Origin of the sequence: Haliscomenobacter sp. (assembly GCF_033763495.1) — a bacterium.
Taxonomy (GTDB): domain Bacteria; phylum Bacteroidota; class Bacteroidia; order Chitinophagales; family Saprospiraceae; genus Haliscomenobacter.
This window is the reverse complement of the sequence record NZ_JANRKL010000036.1, coordinates 22,889-39,781: the sequence shown is the minus strand read 5'-3', so window position 1 is coordinate 39,781 and position 16,893 is coordinate 22,889. Positions and strand designations below refer to the sequence as shown.

12 protein-coding genes and 1 tRNA gene are annotated in these 16,893 nt (G+C 47.1%); 7 read left to right on the top strand and 6 right to left on the bottom strand.

From position 1 onward, the window contains the following. Nucleotides 1-242: 242 nt before the first annotated feature. Entirely contained in the window at nt 243-1,655 is a 1,413-nt protein-coding gene (tig, locus tag SFV55_RS04550) for a trigger factor (RefSeq protein WP_320028280.1), read from the bottom strand. Between the two features lie 268 nt (nt 1,656-1,923). Beyond that, nucleotides 1,924-2,005, bottom strand: a tRNA-Leu gene (locus SFV55_RS04545). Nucleotides 2,006-2,257: 252 nt separating this feature from the next. Here SFV55_RS04545 and SFV55_RS04540 point away from each other — a divergent pair. From SFV55_RS04540 to SFV55_RS04520, 5 genes are all read left to right on the top strand, one after another. After that, complete coding sequence (locus SFV55_RS04540) at nt 2,258-4,480, top strand: RelA/SpoT family protein (RefSeq protein ID WP_320028279.1); 2,223 nt, start codon at nt 2,258-2,260, stop codon at nt 4,478-4,480. Nucleotides 4,481-4,490: 10 nt separating this feature from the next. After that, nucleotides 4,491-4,988, top strand: coding sequence for a transcriptional repressor (locus SFV55_RS04535; RefSeq protein ID WP_320028278.1), 498 nt, complete (start codon nt 4,491-4,493; stop codon nt 4,986-4,988). Between the two features lie 105 nt (nt 4,989-5,093). Continuing rightward, a complete protein-coding gene (locus tag SFV55_RS04530; RefSeq protein ID WP_320028277.1) occupies nt 5,094-5,357 on the top strand; it encodes a hypothetical protein in 264 nt (87 codons plus the stop codon). A 108-nt stretch (nt 5,358-5,465) separates the two neighbouring features. Beyond that, a complete protein-coding gene (locus SFV55_RS04525) occupies nt 5,466-6,098 on the top strand; it encodes a Uma2 family endonuclease (RefSeq protein WP_320028276.1) in 633 nt (210 codons plus the stop codon). Nucleotides 6,099-6,488: 390 nt separating this feature from the next. Then, nucleotides 6,489-9,635, top strand: a complete 3,147-nt coding sequence (locus SFV55_RS04520) for an NACHT domain-containing protein (RefSeq protein WP_320028275.1) — start codon at nt 6,489-6,491, stop codon at nt 9,633-9,635. A 180-nt stretch (nt 9,636-9,815) separates the two neighbouring features. Here SFV55_RS04520 and SFV55_RS04515 read toward each other — a convergent pair whose 3' ends face one another. From SFV55_RS04515 to SFV55_RS04500, 4 genes are all read right to left on the bottom strand, one after another. After that, nucleotides 9,816-10,049, bottom strand: coding sequence for a hypothetical protein (locus SFV55_RS04515; RefSeq protein ID WP_320028274.1), 234 nt, complete (start codon nt 10,047-10,049; stop codon nt 9,816-9,818). A gap of 458 nt (nt 10,050-10,507) precedes the next feature. Beyond that, complete coding sequence (locus tag SFV55_RS04510) at nt 10,508-11,863, bottom strand: dihydrolipoamide acetyltransferase family protein (RefSeq protein WP_320028273.1); 1,356 nt, start codon at nt 11,861-11,863, stop codon at nt 10,508-10,510. A gap of 70 nt (nt 11,864-11,933) precedes the next feature. Beyond that, nucleotides 11,934-13,175, bottom strand: coding sequence for a competence/damage-inducible protein A (locus tag SFV55_RS04505; protein WP_320028272.1), 1,242 nt, complete (start codon nt 13,173-13,175; stop codon nt 11,934-11,936). A gap of 286 nt (nt 13,176-13,461) precedes the next feature. After that, a complete protein-coding gene (locus SFV55_RS04500) occupies nt 13,462-14,232 on the bottom strand; it encodes a biotin--[acetyl-CoA-carboxylase] ligase (protein ID WP_320028271.1) in 771 nt (256 codons plus the stop codon). A gap of 111 nt (nt 14,233-14,343) precedes the next feature. Between SFV55_RS04500 and rsfS the strand changes: the two genes are divergently transcribed. Then, a complete protein-coding gene (gene rsfS / locus SFV55_RS04495; RefSeq protein ID WP_320028270.1) occupies nt 14,344-14,730 on the top strand; it encodes a ribosome silencing factor in 387 nt (128 codons plus the stop codon). Between the two features lie 132 nt (nt 14,731-14,862). Beyond that, nucleotides 14,863-16,854, top strand: coding sequence for an ATP-dependent zinc metalloprotease FtsH (ftsH, locus tag SFV55_RS04490; RefSeq protein ID WP_320028269.1), 1,992 nt, complete (start codon nt 14,863-14,865; stop codon nt 16,852-16,854). Nucleotides 16,855-16,893: the final 39 nt, after the last annotated feature.

Here is a 16,893-nt window from a genome sequence, read left to right as displayed (position 1 = left end):
CGTACTTTTCAAGGTGCATGCTACTCATACCGAGGTGCTTGGTAGCATACTTCATGAATTCATCCTTGTGAAACATAAGTTGTAATTTTTTGAGGATATAACATCGCCCAACAAATAAGAGTTGATCGAGGGATGTTTTTTTCTCATTGTGGCGGGGCATTCTGAATCCCCATTGCGTACAGACAATACAAAAGGCGCTAAGGTGACAAAGTAGTACACCTTAGCGCCTTTTCAAAATTTATTTATTCTTCTTCCAGCAGATCAGCCTCAGCTTGCTCGGTTTGAGCCTGAGCTTGAGCCTGGCGTAGTACTTCCAAAAACTCTTCCTCTGCGATGGGCTTTGGATTGATGGTTACCACGGCGCTGATGGCAGCTTGCAATTTGTCGAGCAGCACTTCATCCCCAGCCTGATCTACCTGCTTTTCGTCTTGCATCAAGCGCTCGACCATGCCGTTGATCAGGTTCATATCGTTCAACTGGCCGCCGAAGTAAGACAATACCCGGTTCGCAAAATAAGCTTTCAGGTCTTCCTCGGTCACCTGAATGCCAAACAAACGGGCTGCTTTATTGCGGATCAAAGACCACTGCAAACTTTTGGTAAAGGATTCAAAACCCTTGTCTACCGTTTCGGTAGTGGCATTTTCATTGGAAGTCAAAATCCAGCGCTTCAGGAAAGCTTCCGGCAATGGCAATTGGTTCAGTTCCAATAAACGCTCCTGCAGATCGCGGAACAACAAGGCATTGGCCTGCTGATCAAAATATTGGCCATAATCCAAACGGATGGCCTCACGAGCTTCTTCTTCACTGGTCACCCGGCCTTCGCCGAAGTAGGTGTTGTAAAACTCTTCGCCCATTTCGGCTGGTTCTACCCGGCTGGCTTCTTCAATGGTGATTTGGAAAACCCGCTCACTGATTTCGCGCTCGTCTGTTTTTTCCAATCCCAGAAAATAGCGGCGTACAAAATCTTCATCACGGTCTTTTTCCAGTTCGAATACATCCATTTTCAGGGTGTCCCCTACTTTGTGGCTCAACAAAATAGCTTTGGCGCTATCCTGCGCATTGGCCAGCAAAAGGCTGAAACTATTCTGGATGCCTCCTTCTTTTACGGAGTCAGCTTCCAACTCGGCGAGTTGAAGTTTGACCATGTCCTCCTCCTGAATTTCGGATTCGGATACGATGCGTTTGCCAAAACGTTTGCGCGCTTTGAGCATTTCCTCCTCTACCCGTTCGTCGCCGATTTCTACCTTGTATTTTTCGTAAACGTCGCTGGCGTCGATGCCCTTGATTTCGAATTCCGGGGCGATACCCAGGTCGAATTTGAAGGTATAGTCGCTGACCTGGATGGGGTCGAGGTGAACCTCAGGATGGTCTTCGGAAGGAATGGGCTGACCCAATACTTCCAGCTTATTCTCGATGATGTGATCGTAGAGCTGGCGTTGCAGGGAGTCGTTGACGATATCCGCCAACAAACTTTTTCCATACAACTTGCGCAGCATGGTATCAGGCGTTTTTCCTTTGCGGAAACCCTTCATCGCCGCCTTTTCACGGTATTTATTGAGTTCTGTTTTCAGTTTCTGCTCTACCTCTGCCTTTTCCAATGTGATGGTCAGGACAGCATTTAGATTGTCGATCTCCTCTCTGACAACATTCGGCATAATCGCAATAGATTTATAGAAAGTCAAATAATGTGCGGCGAATAGAAAAGCGGTGGAAGTTTATCGGTTGAAAAGTTGAAGAGTTGAAAGGTTGAAAAGAATGCGAGTAACCTGAAATTGGAGGTTAGACTTGGGATGATTTTGAGAGAACAGCATCATAATTTCTACAGCTATCCTCTTTTTAAACTTTTCAACACTTCAACTTTTCAACTAAATCCACGCCGAGCAATCAGCAATTTTGCTCTTTCAAACGTTCTATTTCTTAGTGTGCGGGTAGAGGGACTCGAACCCCCATGCCTTGCGGCACCAGATCCTAAGTCTGGCGCGTCTACCAATTTCGCCATACCCGCAAAAATTGGGTTAAACCCCTTGATTTATAACGGTTTTGCACTCCTTTGAGTTCCCGTTTTTAAAAAAGCGTTGCAAAGATAAAATGTTTTTTGTAATTTCAGAGATTCTCTACTGAATATTTGTTTTTTGCTGGACTCCTTATTGCGTGCATTTTTTTATAACTTTGTAAATCCAGCTTTGATCAATTTTTGTTTTATTCTATTGCCCCTAACAATTCCCATGATTTGAAAACCAGGTAAAAGGAAGCCAAGATGGCAGAGCTACTGACAATACAGGATGAAGAGAAAAAGCTGATTCAGGATGCTTATCGACAGTTGCTGCGTTCGATCAAATCCGACATGGAGGAGGACGACAGCAAAATGATCCGCAAAGCTTATGAAATGGCAGTGCAAGCCCACGCTGAACAACGGCGGAAATCGGGTGAGCCTTACATATTGCACCCCATTGCGGTGGCACGCATTTGTTCAGAAGAAATTGGACTGGGCCCTACCGCCATTGCTTGCGCGCTTTTGCACGATGTAGTTGAAGATACGGACATCACATTGGACGAAATCGAGCATGAGTTTGGCATCCGGGTACGTAAAATTGTAGACGGCCTGACCAAATTGGACAATGCCTACAACGCTGAAAGTCCACAAGCAGAAAACTTCAAAAAAGTACTCTCTACCCTGGTGGAAGACGTGCGGGTGGTGCTCATCAAGATGGCTGACCGCCTGCACAACATGCGCACCTTGGGCTCGATGCCCCGGCACAAACAACTCAAAATAGCGGCGGAAACCAGCTACATGTATGCCCCACTGGCCCACCGCCTGGGTTTGTACAACATCAAAACGGAGTTTCAGGATCTATGTATGAAAATCATTGATCCTGACAACTATCGGATGGTTGCCGACAAACTCAAAGTAACCAAAAAAGATCGGGAGCAGTACATCCAGGAATTCATCGCCCCGCTGAGCCAAAAACTGGAAGAGGCCAAGATCAAAGCCCAGATTTACGGGCGGCCCAAATCGATTTACTCCATTTGGAATAAATTGAATACCAAAAAGGTGCCCTTCGAGGAAATTTACGACCTCTTTGCCATCCGCATCGTCATCGACGCGCCGCCAGAAAAGGAAAAGTTGAAGTGCTGGCAGGCCTATTCCATTGTGACGGACGTACACACACCGCTGCCCGAACGCCTCAAGGACTGGATTACCATGCCCAAGTCCAACGGCTATGAGTCCTTGCACACCACCGTCATCGGCCCCGGCGGGCGCTACGTGGAAGTGCAGATTCGGACCGAAAGGATGGATGAAATTTCAGAACGCGGCTACGCGGCCCACTGGAAATACAAAGGTATCAACAACCAACCCGATGTGTACGAGCGTTGGCTGGATAGTGTACGCGAAGTATTGGATGACCCCAACAGCGACGCCATCGAGTTTATGACCGACTTCAAGAACAACAGCTTGTTCCAGGAGGAAGTCTACGTGTATACTCCCAAAGGAGACATGAAAATGTTGCCCAAAGGGGCCACTGCCCTGGATTTTGCTTTCAACATCCACACCGACATCGGCTACCACTGCATCTCCATCAAGGTGAACAACAAGTTGGTGCCCATGGGCTACAAGCTGGTAAACGGTGATCAAGTACAGATTTTTACCAGCAAAAATCAAAAACCCACCGAAGATTGGCTAAAAATGGTGGCCACGGGTAAGGCCAAAGCCAAAATCCGTTCGGTGATGAAAGAGGAGCGCCGCCGCAAGGGAGAAATTGGCAAAGAAGCGCTGGAACGTAAAATGCGCAACCTCAAGGTAGATTTTGAAGAAGGTGTAGAAGTATTGCTTAAGTATTTCCAGCTGAACTCTAAAATAGACCTTTTCTACATGATTGCGGTGGAGGACAAAAGTATTGCTGACATTTTCCGCAAATTCAAGGTAGAGGGGGGTAAACTGATGGAAATTACCCCTGAAATCAGCAAACATGTCACCGATCATGTCACCGAGGTGCCCCATGAGCAATTCCGCAAACCGGGGGTCAAAGCGCGTTTGTTGATCAATGGCGAACCTGCCGAACGTTTTGAATATACTTTTGCCACTTGTTGCAATCCGGTGCAGGGCGACGATATTTTTGCCTACCTCACCGCCAGCGCAGGTTTAAAGATTCACCGCTCCAAATGCCCAAATGCCTTACATTTGATGGCTCAATACGGCTATCGGGTCATGAAGGCCGAATGGGTGGTGACCGAAGATGCCAGTTTTGTGGCTGAGCTCAAAATAACCGGAGTTGACGAAGGGGTTGGTGTGATCGAAAGACTGACCCACCAATTGTCCAGCCAACTGGGCCTCAATATCCGCAAGTTTACCATCGAAGGAGACGAAGGTTATTTTGAAGGCACGATCAAGTTGATGGTAAAAAATACCGCCCAACTGGAACGTGCCATTCAGGAACTAGGCAACCTGGAGAACATTTCAACTGTTACAAGGGTAAGTTAAACTAAAAAAAATGTCTGACAACAAACTCGACGATATCCTCCGCGAGGTAAGAAGTATTTTTTCTGCGCACCTGGAGCAACACGCCCTGCGCAAAACCCCGGAACGGTACGTTATCCTGGAAGAAATTTACAAGCGCAACGACCACTTCGACGCGGATACCCTGTACATCCACATGACCAACCAGAACTACCGGGTGAGCCGTGCCACAGTGTACAATACCCTGGAATTGTTGGTGAGTTGTGACCTGGTGAAAAAACACCAGTTTGGCAAAAACCTGGCGCAATACGAAAAGTCTTACGGCTTCAAGCAACACGATCACCTGATTTGTGTGGATTGTGGCAAAGTGCTGGAGTTTTGTGACCCGCGGATTCAAAACATCAAAAACATGATGGGGGATTTGCTGAAATTCAATGTGTTGCACCATTCACTCAATTTGTATGGGCAGTGCGCCGGTGCTTGTGAAAAGACAAGGGTGCAGGAGGAAGAAAAAGTGGAAGAGGCGGGGTGAGTTTCCCCAAAATCTCTCCTTTTCTGTAACCCAAGTCACTGTCCTCCAACTTTCCTTCCCCGATTTTTGCAGCAATCAAACTCAATCTGCCTTCAACAATCAACCATGAAAGAAAGAATTTTGACTGGATGGACCCTCACCCGGGTATTGTACCTCGTAATGGGTACCTATATTGTTGTTCAGTCTGTACTTGAACAACAGTGGATGGGTATTTTACTAGGAGGGTATTTTGCCTCCATGGGCTTATTTGCCTTTGGATGTGCCGCAGGCAATTGTGGGGTAAATTACTCAGACAACCGAAAGAATCAGGGTGCAGGCCATTTTGAGGAAGTGGTATTTGAAGAGGTAAAAGGAAGGGAATCCCGGTAAAAACCATAGTTGATGGTGCGATCGAAGTAGGTTGTTTTTGTTGACAGTATTGATTACCAATGGTCATATTCTTCCAAAAAATGAATAAATTGCATAAAAAACAGCCCAATGGTAAAGCTGCAACAAAAATCATCCCTGCTGATCATGGAACTCCCGGACGACCTGCCCTTGGTTACTGCCGAAGCCATGTCGGAAGCAGCGTTTGAGCAGTTTTGCGCCCAAAACCGCGAGCTGCGCATCGAACGTGAAGCCAACGGCAAAGTAACAATTATGGCTCCTGTACATTTTGACTCTGGTTTCTTTGAAGCCGAAGTGCTTGTAGAACTGCGCAATTTTGTGAAGAACAGCAAACTTGGTGGCCGAGTTTTGAGCCCCTCCACTGGTTTTAAACTTCCCAATGGTGCCACCAAATCTCCCGATGCGTCCTGGATCAGCGCAGAGAAACTGGCCAATCTGCCCGCCGGAGAACGGAAAAAATTCGCTGCGGTAGTACCCGATTTTATCATCGAAATCCGCTCGGATAGTGATAAATTGGGGAAATTGAAACGCAAAATGGAACAAACCTGGATCGGTAACGGGGTACGTTTGGCCTGGCTGATCGATCCGGTGAAACAGAAAGCTTATGTTTATCGGCAGGATGGGACGGTAGATGTGGTGCCGAATTTTGAGGGGAAATTGAGTGGGGAGGAGGTGTTGCCGGGTTTTGAATTGGATTTGGGGATGTTGAAGGGGGAGGAGTAGGATAGGGTTTATTTTGAATAGCCTACATTAAAGAGCTTTTTGAAAGTCTGAAACTTTCGAAAAGTTCAAATATGCACCATTTTGTAAGATAAATCACTATTCGTATTAGACTTGAAGCGAGTTGCTTACCAAGCAATTGGGCGATCTCAGACATAACGACCAGCGGCAGAGCCGCCAAAACGTCTGTAGCTCAAGGAACGAAGATAGATTTTAAGGTACGTAGTACCGCAACAGTTGCCTTTTGTTCCAGTGCTCTGCACCTCGACAGCCTTGTACGGTCTAAATGCTACAGACGTTTTGGCGGCTCTGCCGCTAGTCGTCGACTCTAAATTTCCTTAATTCGCTGATTATCAATTTATTTAAAGTCTATTAAGGAACCCAGACCAAAATATGGAAAACATCAATTCCTACTTTTATTTCGCCCTATTCACCATCGTCTTTCTTTTTGTAGGCGGAGTCGTCCTTTACAAATGGTATTTCGCCCAAAAATACACCCGCGAACGATTTGCCTTTCACAGCATCTGGCTATTCTCCGGCTTTTTGCTCTCCCTGATTGGGTTGTTGTTGGTACGCAACCAGGTGTTGGATTTGATCATAGCGCTGCTGAATGAAAGTGGAGCAAAGATTACCGAATATGGCCAAGTTGATTTTTTCCCTACAGCTGGCTTCATCCTGCTCTGTGCCGGGCTGGTTTATTTCCTCATCCGCAACATGCACCAAAATTGGAACGGCGTACCCAGTACCCGCCAGGTTGATTTGGCAGAAACCAATCGCCGGGTGAGTTTGCTGGAAGATTTTCATTTTTACCGCACCAAACGAGACCAAATTGAAGCTTATCGGGCCAAAGAAAAAAGCAAACCCGAGGTATTTTCTCCCTATGAGCCCGACAACCGCCCCTGGCACCTCAAAGCCGCCAACCTCTTCAGTCTTTTGGACCAACAATACCACATCAACGTAGAAAAAGACTGGTACCGCGAGCAGGAATGTTTCATTTCCCGCTACGGGCAGGATGAGACCAAAATTGGTATCCTTTGTCTGGATAAACGACCCTCCGACGAGCGGCTCCGCGATTTTTTTGACTTTGTGGACAAAAGGGGCGGGAATTTTGAAAAACTGATTGTAGCCATTGATGGCCCGGGCCCTGAGAGCAGCGGGGTGAAAATGGGACGAGAAATCCAAACCCGCTTTGAATCAGAATTGCTGGACAAATTGATCTCACTGCGGCATTACCAGGATTTCATCAAGGACTATTTTGAAGAAAATGTACTGGAGAACAGTGAATTGACCATGGAGGATATGTATGTGCCCCTCGGCGGACATACAGTGAAAATTGAAAATGGGAAATTGAACAAAGACCAGGCTTTAGAATCTACCGAAGCCTATATTTTGAACTGGGCAAAAGACAAACGACGCTTACAAAGTGAGCAGTTGGCCATCTTGGGTGAATACGGCCAGGGCAAAACGGTACTCATGCACAAAATTGTGTATGAAATGCTGCAAAACCCGGAGCAATACCCCCGCATCCCCATCCTGATTGAACTACGCGGCCTGAGTCCCCGTACTGACAATGAGTTTGGCATTTTTGGGCATTGGGCCAATCGTTTTAAAGCCAAGGCCGAAGCCTTATGGGAGTTGCACCGGGCGGGCAAATTGCTGCTGATTTTGGATGGTTTTGACGAAATGGATTTGGTGGGCGATACCGAAATGTTGTTCAACCATTTTTCCCAGTTGTGGGCTTTGGCCAGAGTACCCAACGCACAAATCATCATTGCTGGCCGTCCCAATCTTTTTGCGGATGATGAACAACGGCGCATGGCTCTGGGCATTCAGGAAGCCCGAACTCAGCTTCCCTATGCTAAAGCCATTTACCTCGATAAATTGCGCGATGAACAAATTGACCAGGTTTTACGCCATGCCAGAGGGGAAACCAAAAACGGGATTTTAAATGCTTTACATCAGGCATCAGCAAACAGCAGTTTTGCTGAAATCATTACCCGCCCTTCCACTTTGTTTCAATTGAGTACGGTATGGGATGCAGAACTGGCGCAAAAACAAGAGCGCCTGAATTCCGCCACGGTCATCGGCAGTTTCATCAACAAAACCTACGACCGCCAACAAAGCAAGGGCGACCATGTGTTGACCAGTAGTGAGCGCAGTTATTTTATGCTCGGAATTGCTACGGGTATGATGCTGGAAAATGGCTACACCAATCAAATCAAACACCGGGATTTGCAAAAAATGGTGGAGCGTCTTTGGGTCAATTACCCACCCAAACTCCCGCCCTATACCGATGCCATGCAGGGGCATCGGGCTTTGGGTTTTTTGCCTGAGCGGATGAAGGACAATCAAAATGCTCTGGAAACCATACTCAAGGATGTGCGTGCCGGGGGGATTCTGGTGCAAGACCTCTCCGGTCGGGATGTATTCAAATTTGCCCACAAATCTTATCTGGAATACCTGGTCAGTGCCTTTTTTAGTGGATTTACACTCCAAAGTGACCATGATAGGCCATTGTTGATGATGGTCAATGCTATTGGAAAAACCTTCCGCTTTAACGATGGCAAATTAAAAGGCTCGCCCGATGTGGAACAATTTACGGCTGAACTGATCGCTGCACAAATGGAAAAAAAGGACACTCAGGGCAAAATTCTTCCTGTAGCTCGAAATGAAAAGTTATATGAGCGGGAGTTGTATAAAATGCTGATCCTGAAATCTTATCCCTGGTCTGGTCGTTTGTATCCTAGAGCAAAAATATGGCTCAGCCTCCACAAAGATATTCCCCGGTTTTTATGGATTGGTATTTTGTCAGTAATTTGTTTAACAGGGTATCTTGTTTGTTCGCCACAGTTTTGGAAATTGATTTTTGTTTGGATCAATAGTTTTTTGTGTTTGATTCTAGGAGGGATTATTTTTAAATACGTCTGGAATAAAGGGGTCCTAGATTTCCAAAGAGCGACTTATTTATCCAAGTTAAGACTGTATGTTATGAGTTGTCAACAAAAGGGTTGCCCTGAAAGAAAATTGGGATTTTTTTCAAATTTGATTTTTCAAAGCCTTGATTATGTTGCTGTATTACAGGGATTAAGTACAGCAGTTTTAGCTTATAGTATTGCGTTCGTCGTCTCCCTTGCTGTTACATTGGGGGTTGCAGGCTTAGTGTTAGGCATATTTGCGGGTAAAGTTCCATTCATAATCCCGGGGATAGTCGCATTCTTGGCTCCAGCTGTATTCTTTTTTAGATTAATGTTTATAGAGAATGGCACACAAAGTGTATTCACGTCCTTAACTGGGACAAACTTAGGTACATTTTCAGTTCCAGTACCAATAGCATTTGCAAGTGTAGGAGTAGGAATAGGTGCAGGCATACTCATAGGAGCAGAATCAGCATTAGCATTAGAAGGATTCGGCTTCGTAATCGGAGGAATTTATGCAAGCTCAATAATTATTCGTTTGAGAGAAATATACAAAGAAGCCTTGAAACACCTAATAGCTTTACAACACCTAGTAGATTTGTCTAGATATAAGGAAAAGAAATAAGGTTTAATCTAAAGGAGGATTCCTAGTTTAAATTCCTAACTGGGACAAAGACGCTAATCAGGATAACCTAATCCCATCTACAATCAAAGTATTCATCTCTGGTTAGCAATATCAGATCATTTTCTACCGCAATAGCTGCAATTCAAATGTCATTTTCAAGAATAGGCCTGCCGTTGGTCCTTAGTTTTTATACGCATCCACTTTTCTCGAACCCTCCACAGCTTCATAACAAACCTTAGCTTCCTCGTCATCCATTATCCCTGCAAGAGACAACAGTGAAGGTTTCGCAACCTCTGATGGGGTAACATTCAACTTTTCCTCACGAATATTTTTTAGCACTTCCTCTACAATTCGTAAGCGCTCGGCTAAGCTGAACCCTTCGATCAACTTGATTACCTCATGACTTGAGATCATATAAAAGTATTTTATTCACTTAAAGTTAACGCGAGTTCGGGATTCACAACCCAAATCCATCTATCATCTTGTAACCCGCCGCTTTATCGGCGGGACCCCAGGCCACCCACCCAATCACATCTATCATCCTTCCAGAGGCCCACATCTATCACAATTTCATGATGCAAGCCTCTGGAAGGATGTTAGATGTGAGGGGTGGGGTACTTGGGGCCACCCGTTGAAACAGGTGGTTACAAGATGATAGATGTGATTAGTGCGTTTCACTAAAATTGAATCCATTTCACCATAAGTAGTGGGGCAAAAATAAGTGCTCATTTTTCCTAAGCCAAGAAATTAGATAAAACACTTAAAATGAAACATTTACTTATCTAATCCTTTGGCAAAATGAGCACTCATTTTTTATCCCCCATAACACAACAAACGCCCACACAGTTTCCCGTGCAGGCGTCGTCTATTTTTTAATTGCGTAAATTTCTACACCGCTCTATCCCCATCAAAACCCTCCAAATAATCCGCCACTTTCCGCAAAAACGATCCGCCCAAAAATCCATCCACCACCCGGTGTCATAGGACATGGACAAGAACATCATGTGGCGGATGGCGATGATGTCGCCGTACTCTGTTTCGAGCACCGCGGGCTTTTTGCGAATCGCTCCGACTGCCATAATGGCTGCTTGCGGTTGATTAATGATGGGCGTGCCCATCACGTTACCGAAAGTGCCCACGTTGGTGATGGTGAAGGTGCCACCCTGAATTTCTTCTGGCTTCAGTTGGTTCGCGCGGGCGCGGTTGGCCAGGTCGTTGACTGTTTTGGTCAAACCGGCCAGGTTCAACTGATCTGCCCCTTTGATCACGGGTACAATCAAGTTGCCGGAGGGTAGCGCTGCCGCCATACCAATGTTCACGTCCTTGCGCACGATGATGTTGGTGCCATCCACCGAGATGTTGATCATCGGGTAATCGCGGATGGCACGGGCTACGGCCTCAATGAATACCGGCGTGTAGGTGATTTTTTCGTTGTACTTTTTCTGGAAAGCGTCTTTGACCTTTTCCCGCCACTTGACGATGTTGGTTACGTCTACTTCCACAAAGGAGGTCACGTGCGGTGAAACGTGTTTGGACATCACCATGTGCTCGGCAATCAGCTTGCGCATGCGGTCCATTTCCACAATTTCCACGTTGCCATCCAGGCTTACCGCGGGGGCCGTGTAGCTTACCTGTACAGGAGTACCTTTAGCAGCTGGTGTAGCTTTCGCGGTACTGCCATTGCCAGGTATTTCCTTGCGCTCGTCCAGGTAGGACAAGATGTCTTTTTTGGTCACCCGGCCTTGCATGCCTGAGCCTGCAATGGCTTCCAGTTCTTGCAGCGAAATGTTTTCCTGCTGGGCAATGTTGCGCACCAAGGGGGAATAAAAACGATTGCCTTCCCCTTTGCCGATGGGTTGCGGGGTGGTTGCTGGCGTGCTGGTGCTCAGCGCGCCATTGCTGGTGCTGGCCGCTGCGGGGCTTTGGCCATTGGCTTGAGGTGCAGGTTCGGCCAGGGCTGGTGAGGCTTTGGGCTCGGCTGCGCCGCTTTCGGTTTCAATCAGGGCGATGACTTTGCCGATGGCTACGGTGTCGTTTTCCCCAAAAAGCAATTGTACCACTTTGCCCGCTACGGGGGAAGGCACTTCTGAGTCCACTTTGTCCGTAGCGATCTCCACGATGGTTTCGTCCAGTTCCACCTGGTCGCCCACATTTTTCACCCACTTCAGGATGGTGGCCTCCATGATGCTTTCTCCCATCTTGGGCATGATCAATTCGAACTGCGCCATGTTGTTTGGTTTCGTTTAATTTGGATTATTTGGTGCCGCAAAGTTACCAAACTTTCCAATAAGTATTCTTTTACAACTGCTTTAAGAATTGTCGCAGCTGGTTCAAGGCGTGTACCGTGAAGTATTGGATGTTTTTATCCCGGTCCTTACCCGCCCGGATACTGAAGGTTTTGGTCTGCTGGCCATTGCTGACCGCGATCCAGGCCAGGCCCACCGGCTTGGTGTCCGAGCCTCCTCCCGGCCCCGCAATGCCCGAAATGGCAATGGCTACATCAGCAGACAAAACCCTGACCGCACCCTCAGCCATTTCAATCACCGTTTGTTCACTTACCGCACCGTGGGTATCTAGCGTTTCTGGTTTTACACCCAGAATCTGCATCTTTACTTCATTGGCATAAGCAATTACGCTGCCCACAAAATAGTCGGAAGAACCTGCCACCGAGGTAATGCGGTGTGCCATGTATCCGCCTGTACAACTTTCTGCAGTAGTCAGTTTCAGGCCCCGTTCCTTCAACATTTTGCCGACCGCCCCTTCCAAAGTTTCGGTACCATAACCATAGATGATGTCGGCAAAACGGGCTTTAATGATATCAGCTTTTTCATCCAAAACCTGGTGCAAAGCCGCTTCGTCCGTACCCGTACCCGTGATGCGCAGGCGAACCTGAGCAATTTGGGGCAGGTAAGCCAGCTTAAAGCCTTCTGGTAGCCCTTCTTCAAAGTCTTCCAGCCGCTCAGCAATGTGGCTTTCCCCCTCTCCCACGGTCAGGATGGTGCGGTGCGCGATGGGCTGCCCCGGGAAGCTTTTTTTCAATTTTGGCAATACCTCGTTTTCCATCAGGTATTGCATCTCATAAGGTACACCGGGCATGGATACAATGACCTTACCCGCGTATTCCATCCACATGCCGGGGGCAGTCCCCATTTTGTTGGTCAAAATTTCGGCATTGCCGGGCATAAAGCACTGCAGGCGGTGGGCTTCATTCATGGGGCGACCCCACACCTCAAACATCTTGGTGATGCGCTCGAAGGTAGGCTGGTGAAAAACCATGTCCACCCCCATGTATTCGGCCAAAGCCTTTTTGGTGATGTCGTCTTTGGTAGGGCCAAGGCCACCCGTCATCAGGACTACGTCGCCTTGTTCCAGGGCTTCACGAATACCAGTGTGGATGGCCTCCATGGTGTCGCCTACAGAAATGACCGTGACAACGCGGGCACCAGCCAGGTTGAGTTGTTGGCCCATCCAGGCAGAGTTGGTGTCGACCACCTGGCCGATGAGGATTTCATCGCCTACAGTAAGGAGTGAGATTTTCATGTCAGATTTAGGTTCCAGCAACATGAGTCATCCCAAATTTTTGGGAGAACGAACCGCGGAAGCGGTTGAATTTTGAATAGCCCCGGTCGTCCGGGGTCAGTTGGCAGCAAAAGGTTTCACAACCGCGGATGCGGTTGAATTTTTTGCTCGATTGAGTTCAACCACTGCCGTGGTTGCCGCCATTTTGACCTAACTATTTACCCCGGACGACCGGGGCTATTCAAAATTCAATCGCTCCGCGATTAGGTTTGAGCCCAATTTTGACTTTTCAAAAATTCGGGATGACTCATATCGCTGCTATGCTGATTTCTTTCAAATCAAAAGCCTCTTCACCTCCATCTTCAACATTAACGAGCAATTGACCACTATTGGAAATACCGCTGATTTTACCCCAAAATACACTGCCATTGATGCGCTGAAAAAGCGTCGACTCCTGGTAGCGGTACAAATGGTTTAGGTATTCAGCGTCCAAAATTGCGAACTGTCCGCTTTTGAGACGAAGGTACATCGCCTCTAAATGCTGACAAAGCAAAGGAATGAGTGAAGATAAATCATATTCTTTTCCATTTTCCAGTTGCAAAGAGCTGGGATTAGGAATATCTTTGGAGAAAATTGTCTGGTTCACATTGACGCCAATGCCGACGATAGAGGAGGCCAGGGCATTGCGATTCAGGCTATTTTGAATCAGGATGCCGCAAATTTTCCGTGTTCCAACGTAAATGTCGTTGGGCCATTTGACCTTAACTACCTGTTGTGGAAGCAATTCTGCAATAAAATGGCGAACGGCGAGGGCCACAGCTTTGTTCAAGGCAAAGTTTTGACTCGGGGATAAAAAGCTGGGATACAAAATTACACTCAAAGTGAGGTTTTTATCCGGCTCACTCTCCCATTTACTGCCAACTTGGCCACGCCCCTGAGGCTGGCGAAAGGTCGAAATGACAGTTCCTTCAATTGGCTTGCTTTTTGCTAGTAGTTCTTGAGCATACGTATTGGTTGAGGGCAATTCCTCATGATGCAGGAGAACTTTTCCGATAAAAAGTGTGTTTTGCTGGTGCAAACCTGGTATTTTTTGTAACTTAAAGCAGGATTGGGCATTCAAAATGTAAAACCATTCTGATTGGACAAGCCTATACTTAATTCATATTCGCAAAACTAATAAAATCTGGATTTGAGTACCCACGTAAAAGTCAAAAGACGCAGTAAGCTACTAGCCGAAGAGCTGACGGATCTGATCGTTGACAGCATCCAGGAAATCAAAGGCAAACACATTGTAAGACTTGATCTCCGGCTTTTGGAAGACGCACCAACCGATTTTTTTATCATCTGTGAGGGAACTTCTACCACTCAGGTCAAAGGTATTTCCGACAACATTCAACGCCGCTTGAAAGAAACTGGTTTGTTGCCAAGCCATGTAGAAGGTGAACGCAATGCTCTGTGGATTTGTTTGGATTACTTTACGGTGGTTGTACATGTTTTTTATCCGGAAACCCGTCATTTCTACGAGTTGGAAGACCTGTGGGGCGACGCAACTATAACCGAGTACGATAGTTTATAGAATTGTATTGGCATTTGGTCGAACAAAAGCAACGATTTCTGGAACTATCGCGTTTACTATTCATTTGTAACGCAGGTCCTTTACAAACCGAGGAGGGCTTGCAAAAATTGCTCATGCTGTAAGCACTATTTTATGGAAAATAACGAAAATAACAATAAGCGAGATAACGGTGGTGGTGGCGGAGGTTCGCGGCTCAGTTCTTTTTGGATTTACGGCATCATTGCGGTAATCTTCCTGGGTCTCAACCTCGTTTACATGGAAAGCGCCCCAGAACCACTTTCTCGCAATCGCTTGGGTGAAATGATCAAGCAGGGTGACATCGATAAAATTGAGGTCATCAATAAGGAGGTTGCGCATATTTATTTGAAAAAAGATGCTTTGTCCCGGTACAAGGATGCCACCAAAACTACTTTTGGCGGAGATCGTTACCATTACCATATTGAGATTGGTAGTGTGGAAAGCTTTGAGAAGTTTCTGCAGGACAATAAAAAAGAAGGTGATAACCACCCCATTTATCCTTCTTACCTCACCAAGACCAATTACCTGATGCAAATTATGGCCTGGGTACTGCCCCTGCTGTTGATTGTAATGGTCTGGATTTTCATCATGCGCCGGGTAGGCGGTGGTGCCGGTGGCCCTGGCGGACAAATCTTCAACATTGGCAAGTCGAAAGCTGCACTGTTTGACCAAAACAGCAAAGTGAACATCACTTTCGCCGATGTAGCGGGTTTGGATGAAGCCAAGGAAGAGGTAGTCGAAGTAGTTGATTTCCTGAAAAATCCTAAAAAATATACCGCTCTGGGCGGAAAAATCCCTAAAGGTGTACTGCTGGTAGGCCCTCCGGGAACGGGTAAAACCCTCCTCGCCAAAGCCGTTGCTGGCGAAGCTGGTGTACCTTTCTTCTCTATTTCTGGTTCGGACTTTGTGGAAATGTTTGTAGGAGTAGGTGCCTCCCGGGTACGTGACCTTTTCAAACAGGCCCGTGAAAAAGCGCCTTGTATCGTGTTCATCGACGAAATTGACGCCATTGGCCGCGCCCGTGGTCGCAACAATTTCCAGGGTGGCAACGACGAGCGGGAAAATACCCTGAACCAGTTGTTGGTGGAAATGGATGGTTTCAGTACCGATAAAGGGGTAATCCTGATGGGTGCGACCAACCGCCCCGATATTTTGGATACGGCCTTGATGCGCCCGGGTCGTTTCGACCGCCAGATCAGCATCGATCGCCCCGACCTGAAAGGCCGCGAAGCCATCTTCAAGGTTCACCTCAAGACCATCAAAACATCCGACGACATCAGTGCCTGGGTACTTTCTGAAATGACTCCTGGTTTTGCTGGTGCGGATATTGCCAATATTTGTAATGAAGCTGCCCTGATTGCTGCCCGCCGCAACAAGAAATGGGTTGACATGGACGACTTCAACTACGCACTGGACCGTGTAATTGGTGGTTTGGAGAAAAAGAACAAACTCATTTCTCCCGAAGAAAAGAAAATCATCGCCTACCACGAAGCTGGCCACGCGGTTTGTGGCTGGTACCTGGAGCATGCTTCGCCACTGGTGAAAGTAACGATTGTTCCTCGCGGAATTGGTACCCTGGGTTATGCCCAATACTTGCCCAAAGAAGAAAACATCACCCGCACCGAGCAATTGCTCGACAGGATGTGTATGACCTTCGGTGGCCGTGCTGCTGAAAACAACGTCTTTAGCAAAATCTCCACTGGTGCACAAAGTGACCTGGATCAGGTGACCAAAATGGCTTACAGCATGATCAGTGTTTTTGGCATGAACGAAAAGGTTGGCCAAGTCTCTTTCTATGGGCTCTCCAACGAATCGTACCAAAGGCCCTATTCGGATGAGACTGCTACCCTGATCGACGATGAAGTGCGCAAAATGGTGAACTCACAATACGAGCGGGCGAAAGAACTCCTGCGCGAACGCCGCCAGGAGTTGGAAGTGATTGCTCAGGCTTTGCTGGAAAAGGAAGTCCTGCTGAAATCCGACCTCGAACGTTTGATTGGCCCACGCCCTTACGAGTTCCCTGAGGACAAAGCCAGAATGAATGGCCACAGCAGTGAGCCTGCGGCTCCAATTGGAGATCACGGCGACATCGTGCCGAATCCATAAACAGAAATAGTTTTGTATGAAAATGGGAAGCGGGAATGA

What these genes read in the sequence shown, in the direction of transcription:
- SFV55_RS04525 (WP_320028276.1), top strand. Translation starts at nt 5,466, where the DNA reads ATGGTAAAGCTGCAACAAAAATCATCCCTGCTGATCATGGAACTCCCG.
- SFV55_RS04515 (WP_320028274.1), bottom strand. Translation starts at nt 10,049, where the DNA reads ATGATCTCAAGTCATGAGGTAATCAAGTTGATCGAAGGGTTCAGCTTA.
- SFV55_RS04520 (WP_320028275.1), top strand. Translation starts at nt 6,489, where the DNA reads ATGGAAAACATCAATTCCTACTTTTATTTCGCCCTATTCACCATCGTC.
- SFV55_RS04530 (WP_320028277.1), top strand. Translation starts at nt 5,094, where the DNA reads ATGAAAGAAAGAATTTTGACTGGATGGACCCTCACCCGGGTATTGTAC.
- tig (WP_320028280.1), bottom strand. Translation starts at nt 1,655, where the DNA reads ATGCCGAATGTTGTCAGAGAGGAGATCGACAATCTAAATGCTGTCCTG.
- ftsH (WP_320028269.1), top strand. Translation starts at nt 14,863, where the DNA reads ATGGAAAATAACGAAAATAACAATAAGCGAGATAACGGTGGTGGTGGC.
- SFV55_RS04535 (WP_320028278.1), top strand. Translation starts at nt 4,491, where the DNA reads ATGTCTGACAACAAACTCGACGATATCCTCCGCGAGGTAAGAAGTATT.
- SFV55_RS04505 (WP_320028272.1), bottom strand. Translation starts at nt 13,175, where the DNA reads ATGAAAATCTCACTCCTTACTGTAGGCGATGAAATCCTCATCGGCCAG.
- SFV55_RS04540 (WP_320028279.1), top strand. Translation starts at nt 2,258, where the DNA reads ATGGCAGAGCTACTGACAATACAGGATGAAGAGAAAAAGCTGATTCAG.
- SFV55_RS04510 (WP_320028273.1), bottom strand. Translation starts at nt 11,863, where the DNA reads ATGGCGCAGTTCGAATTGATCATGCCCAAGATGGGAGAAAGCATCATG.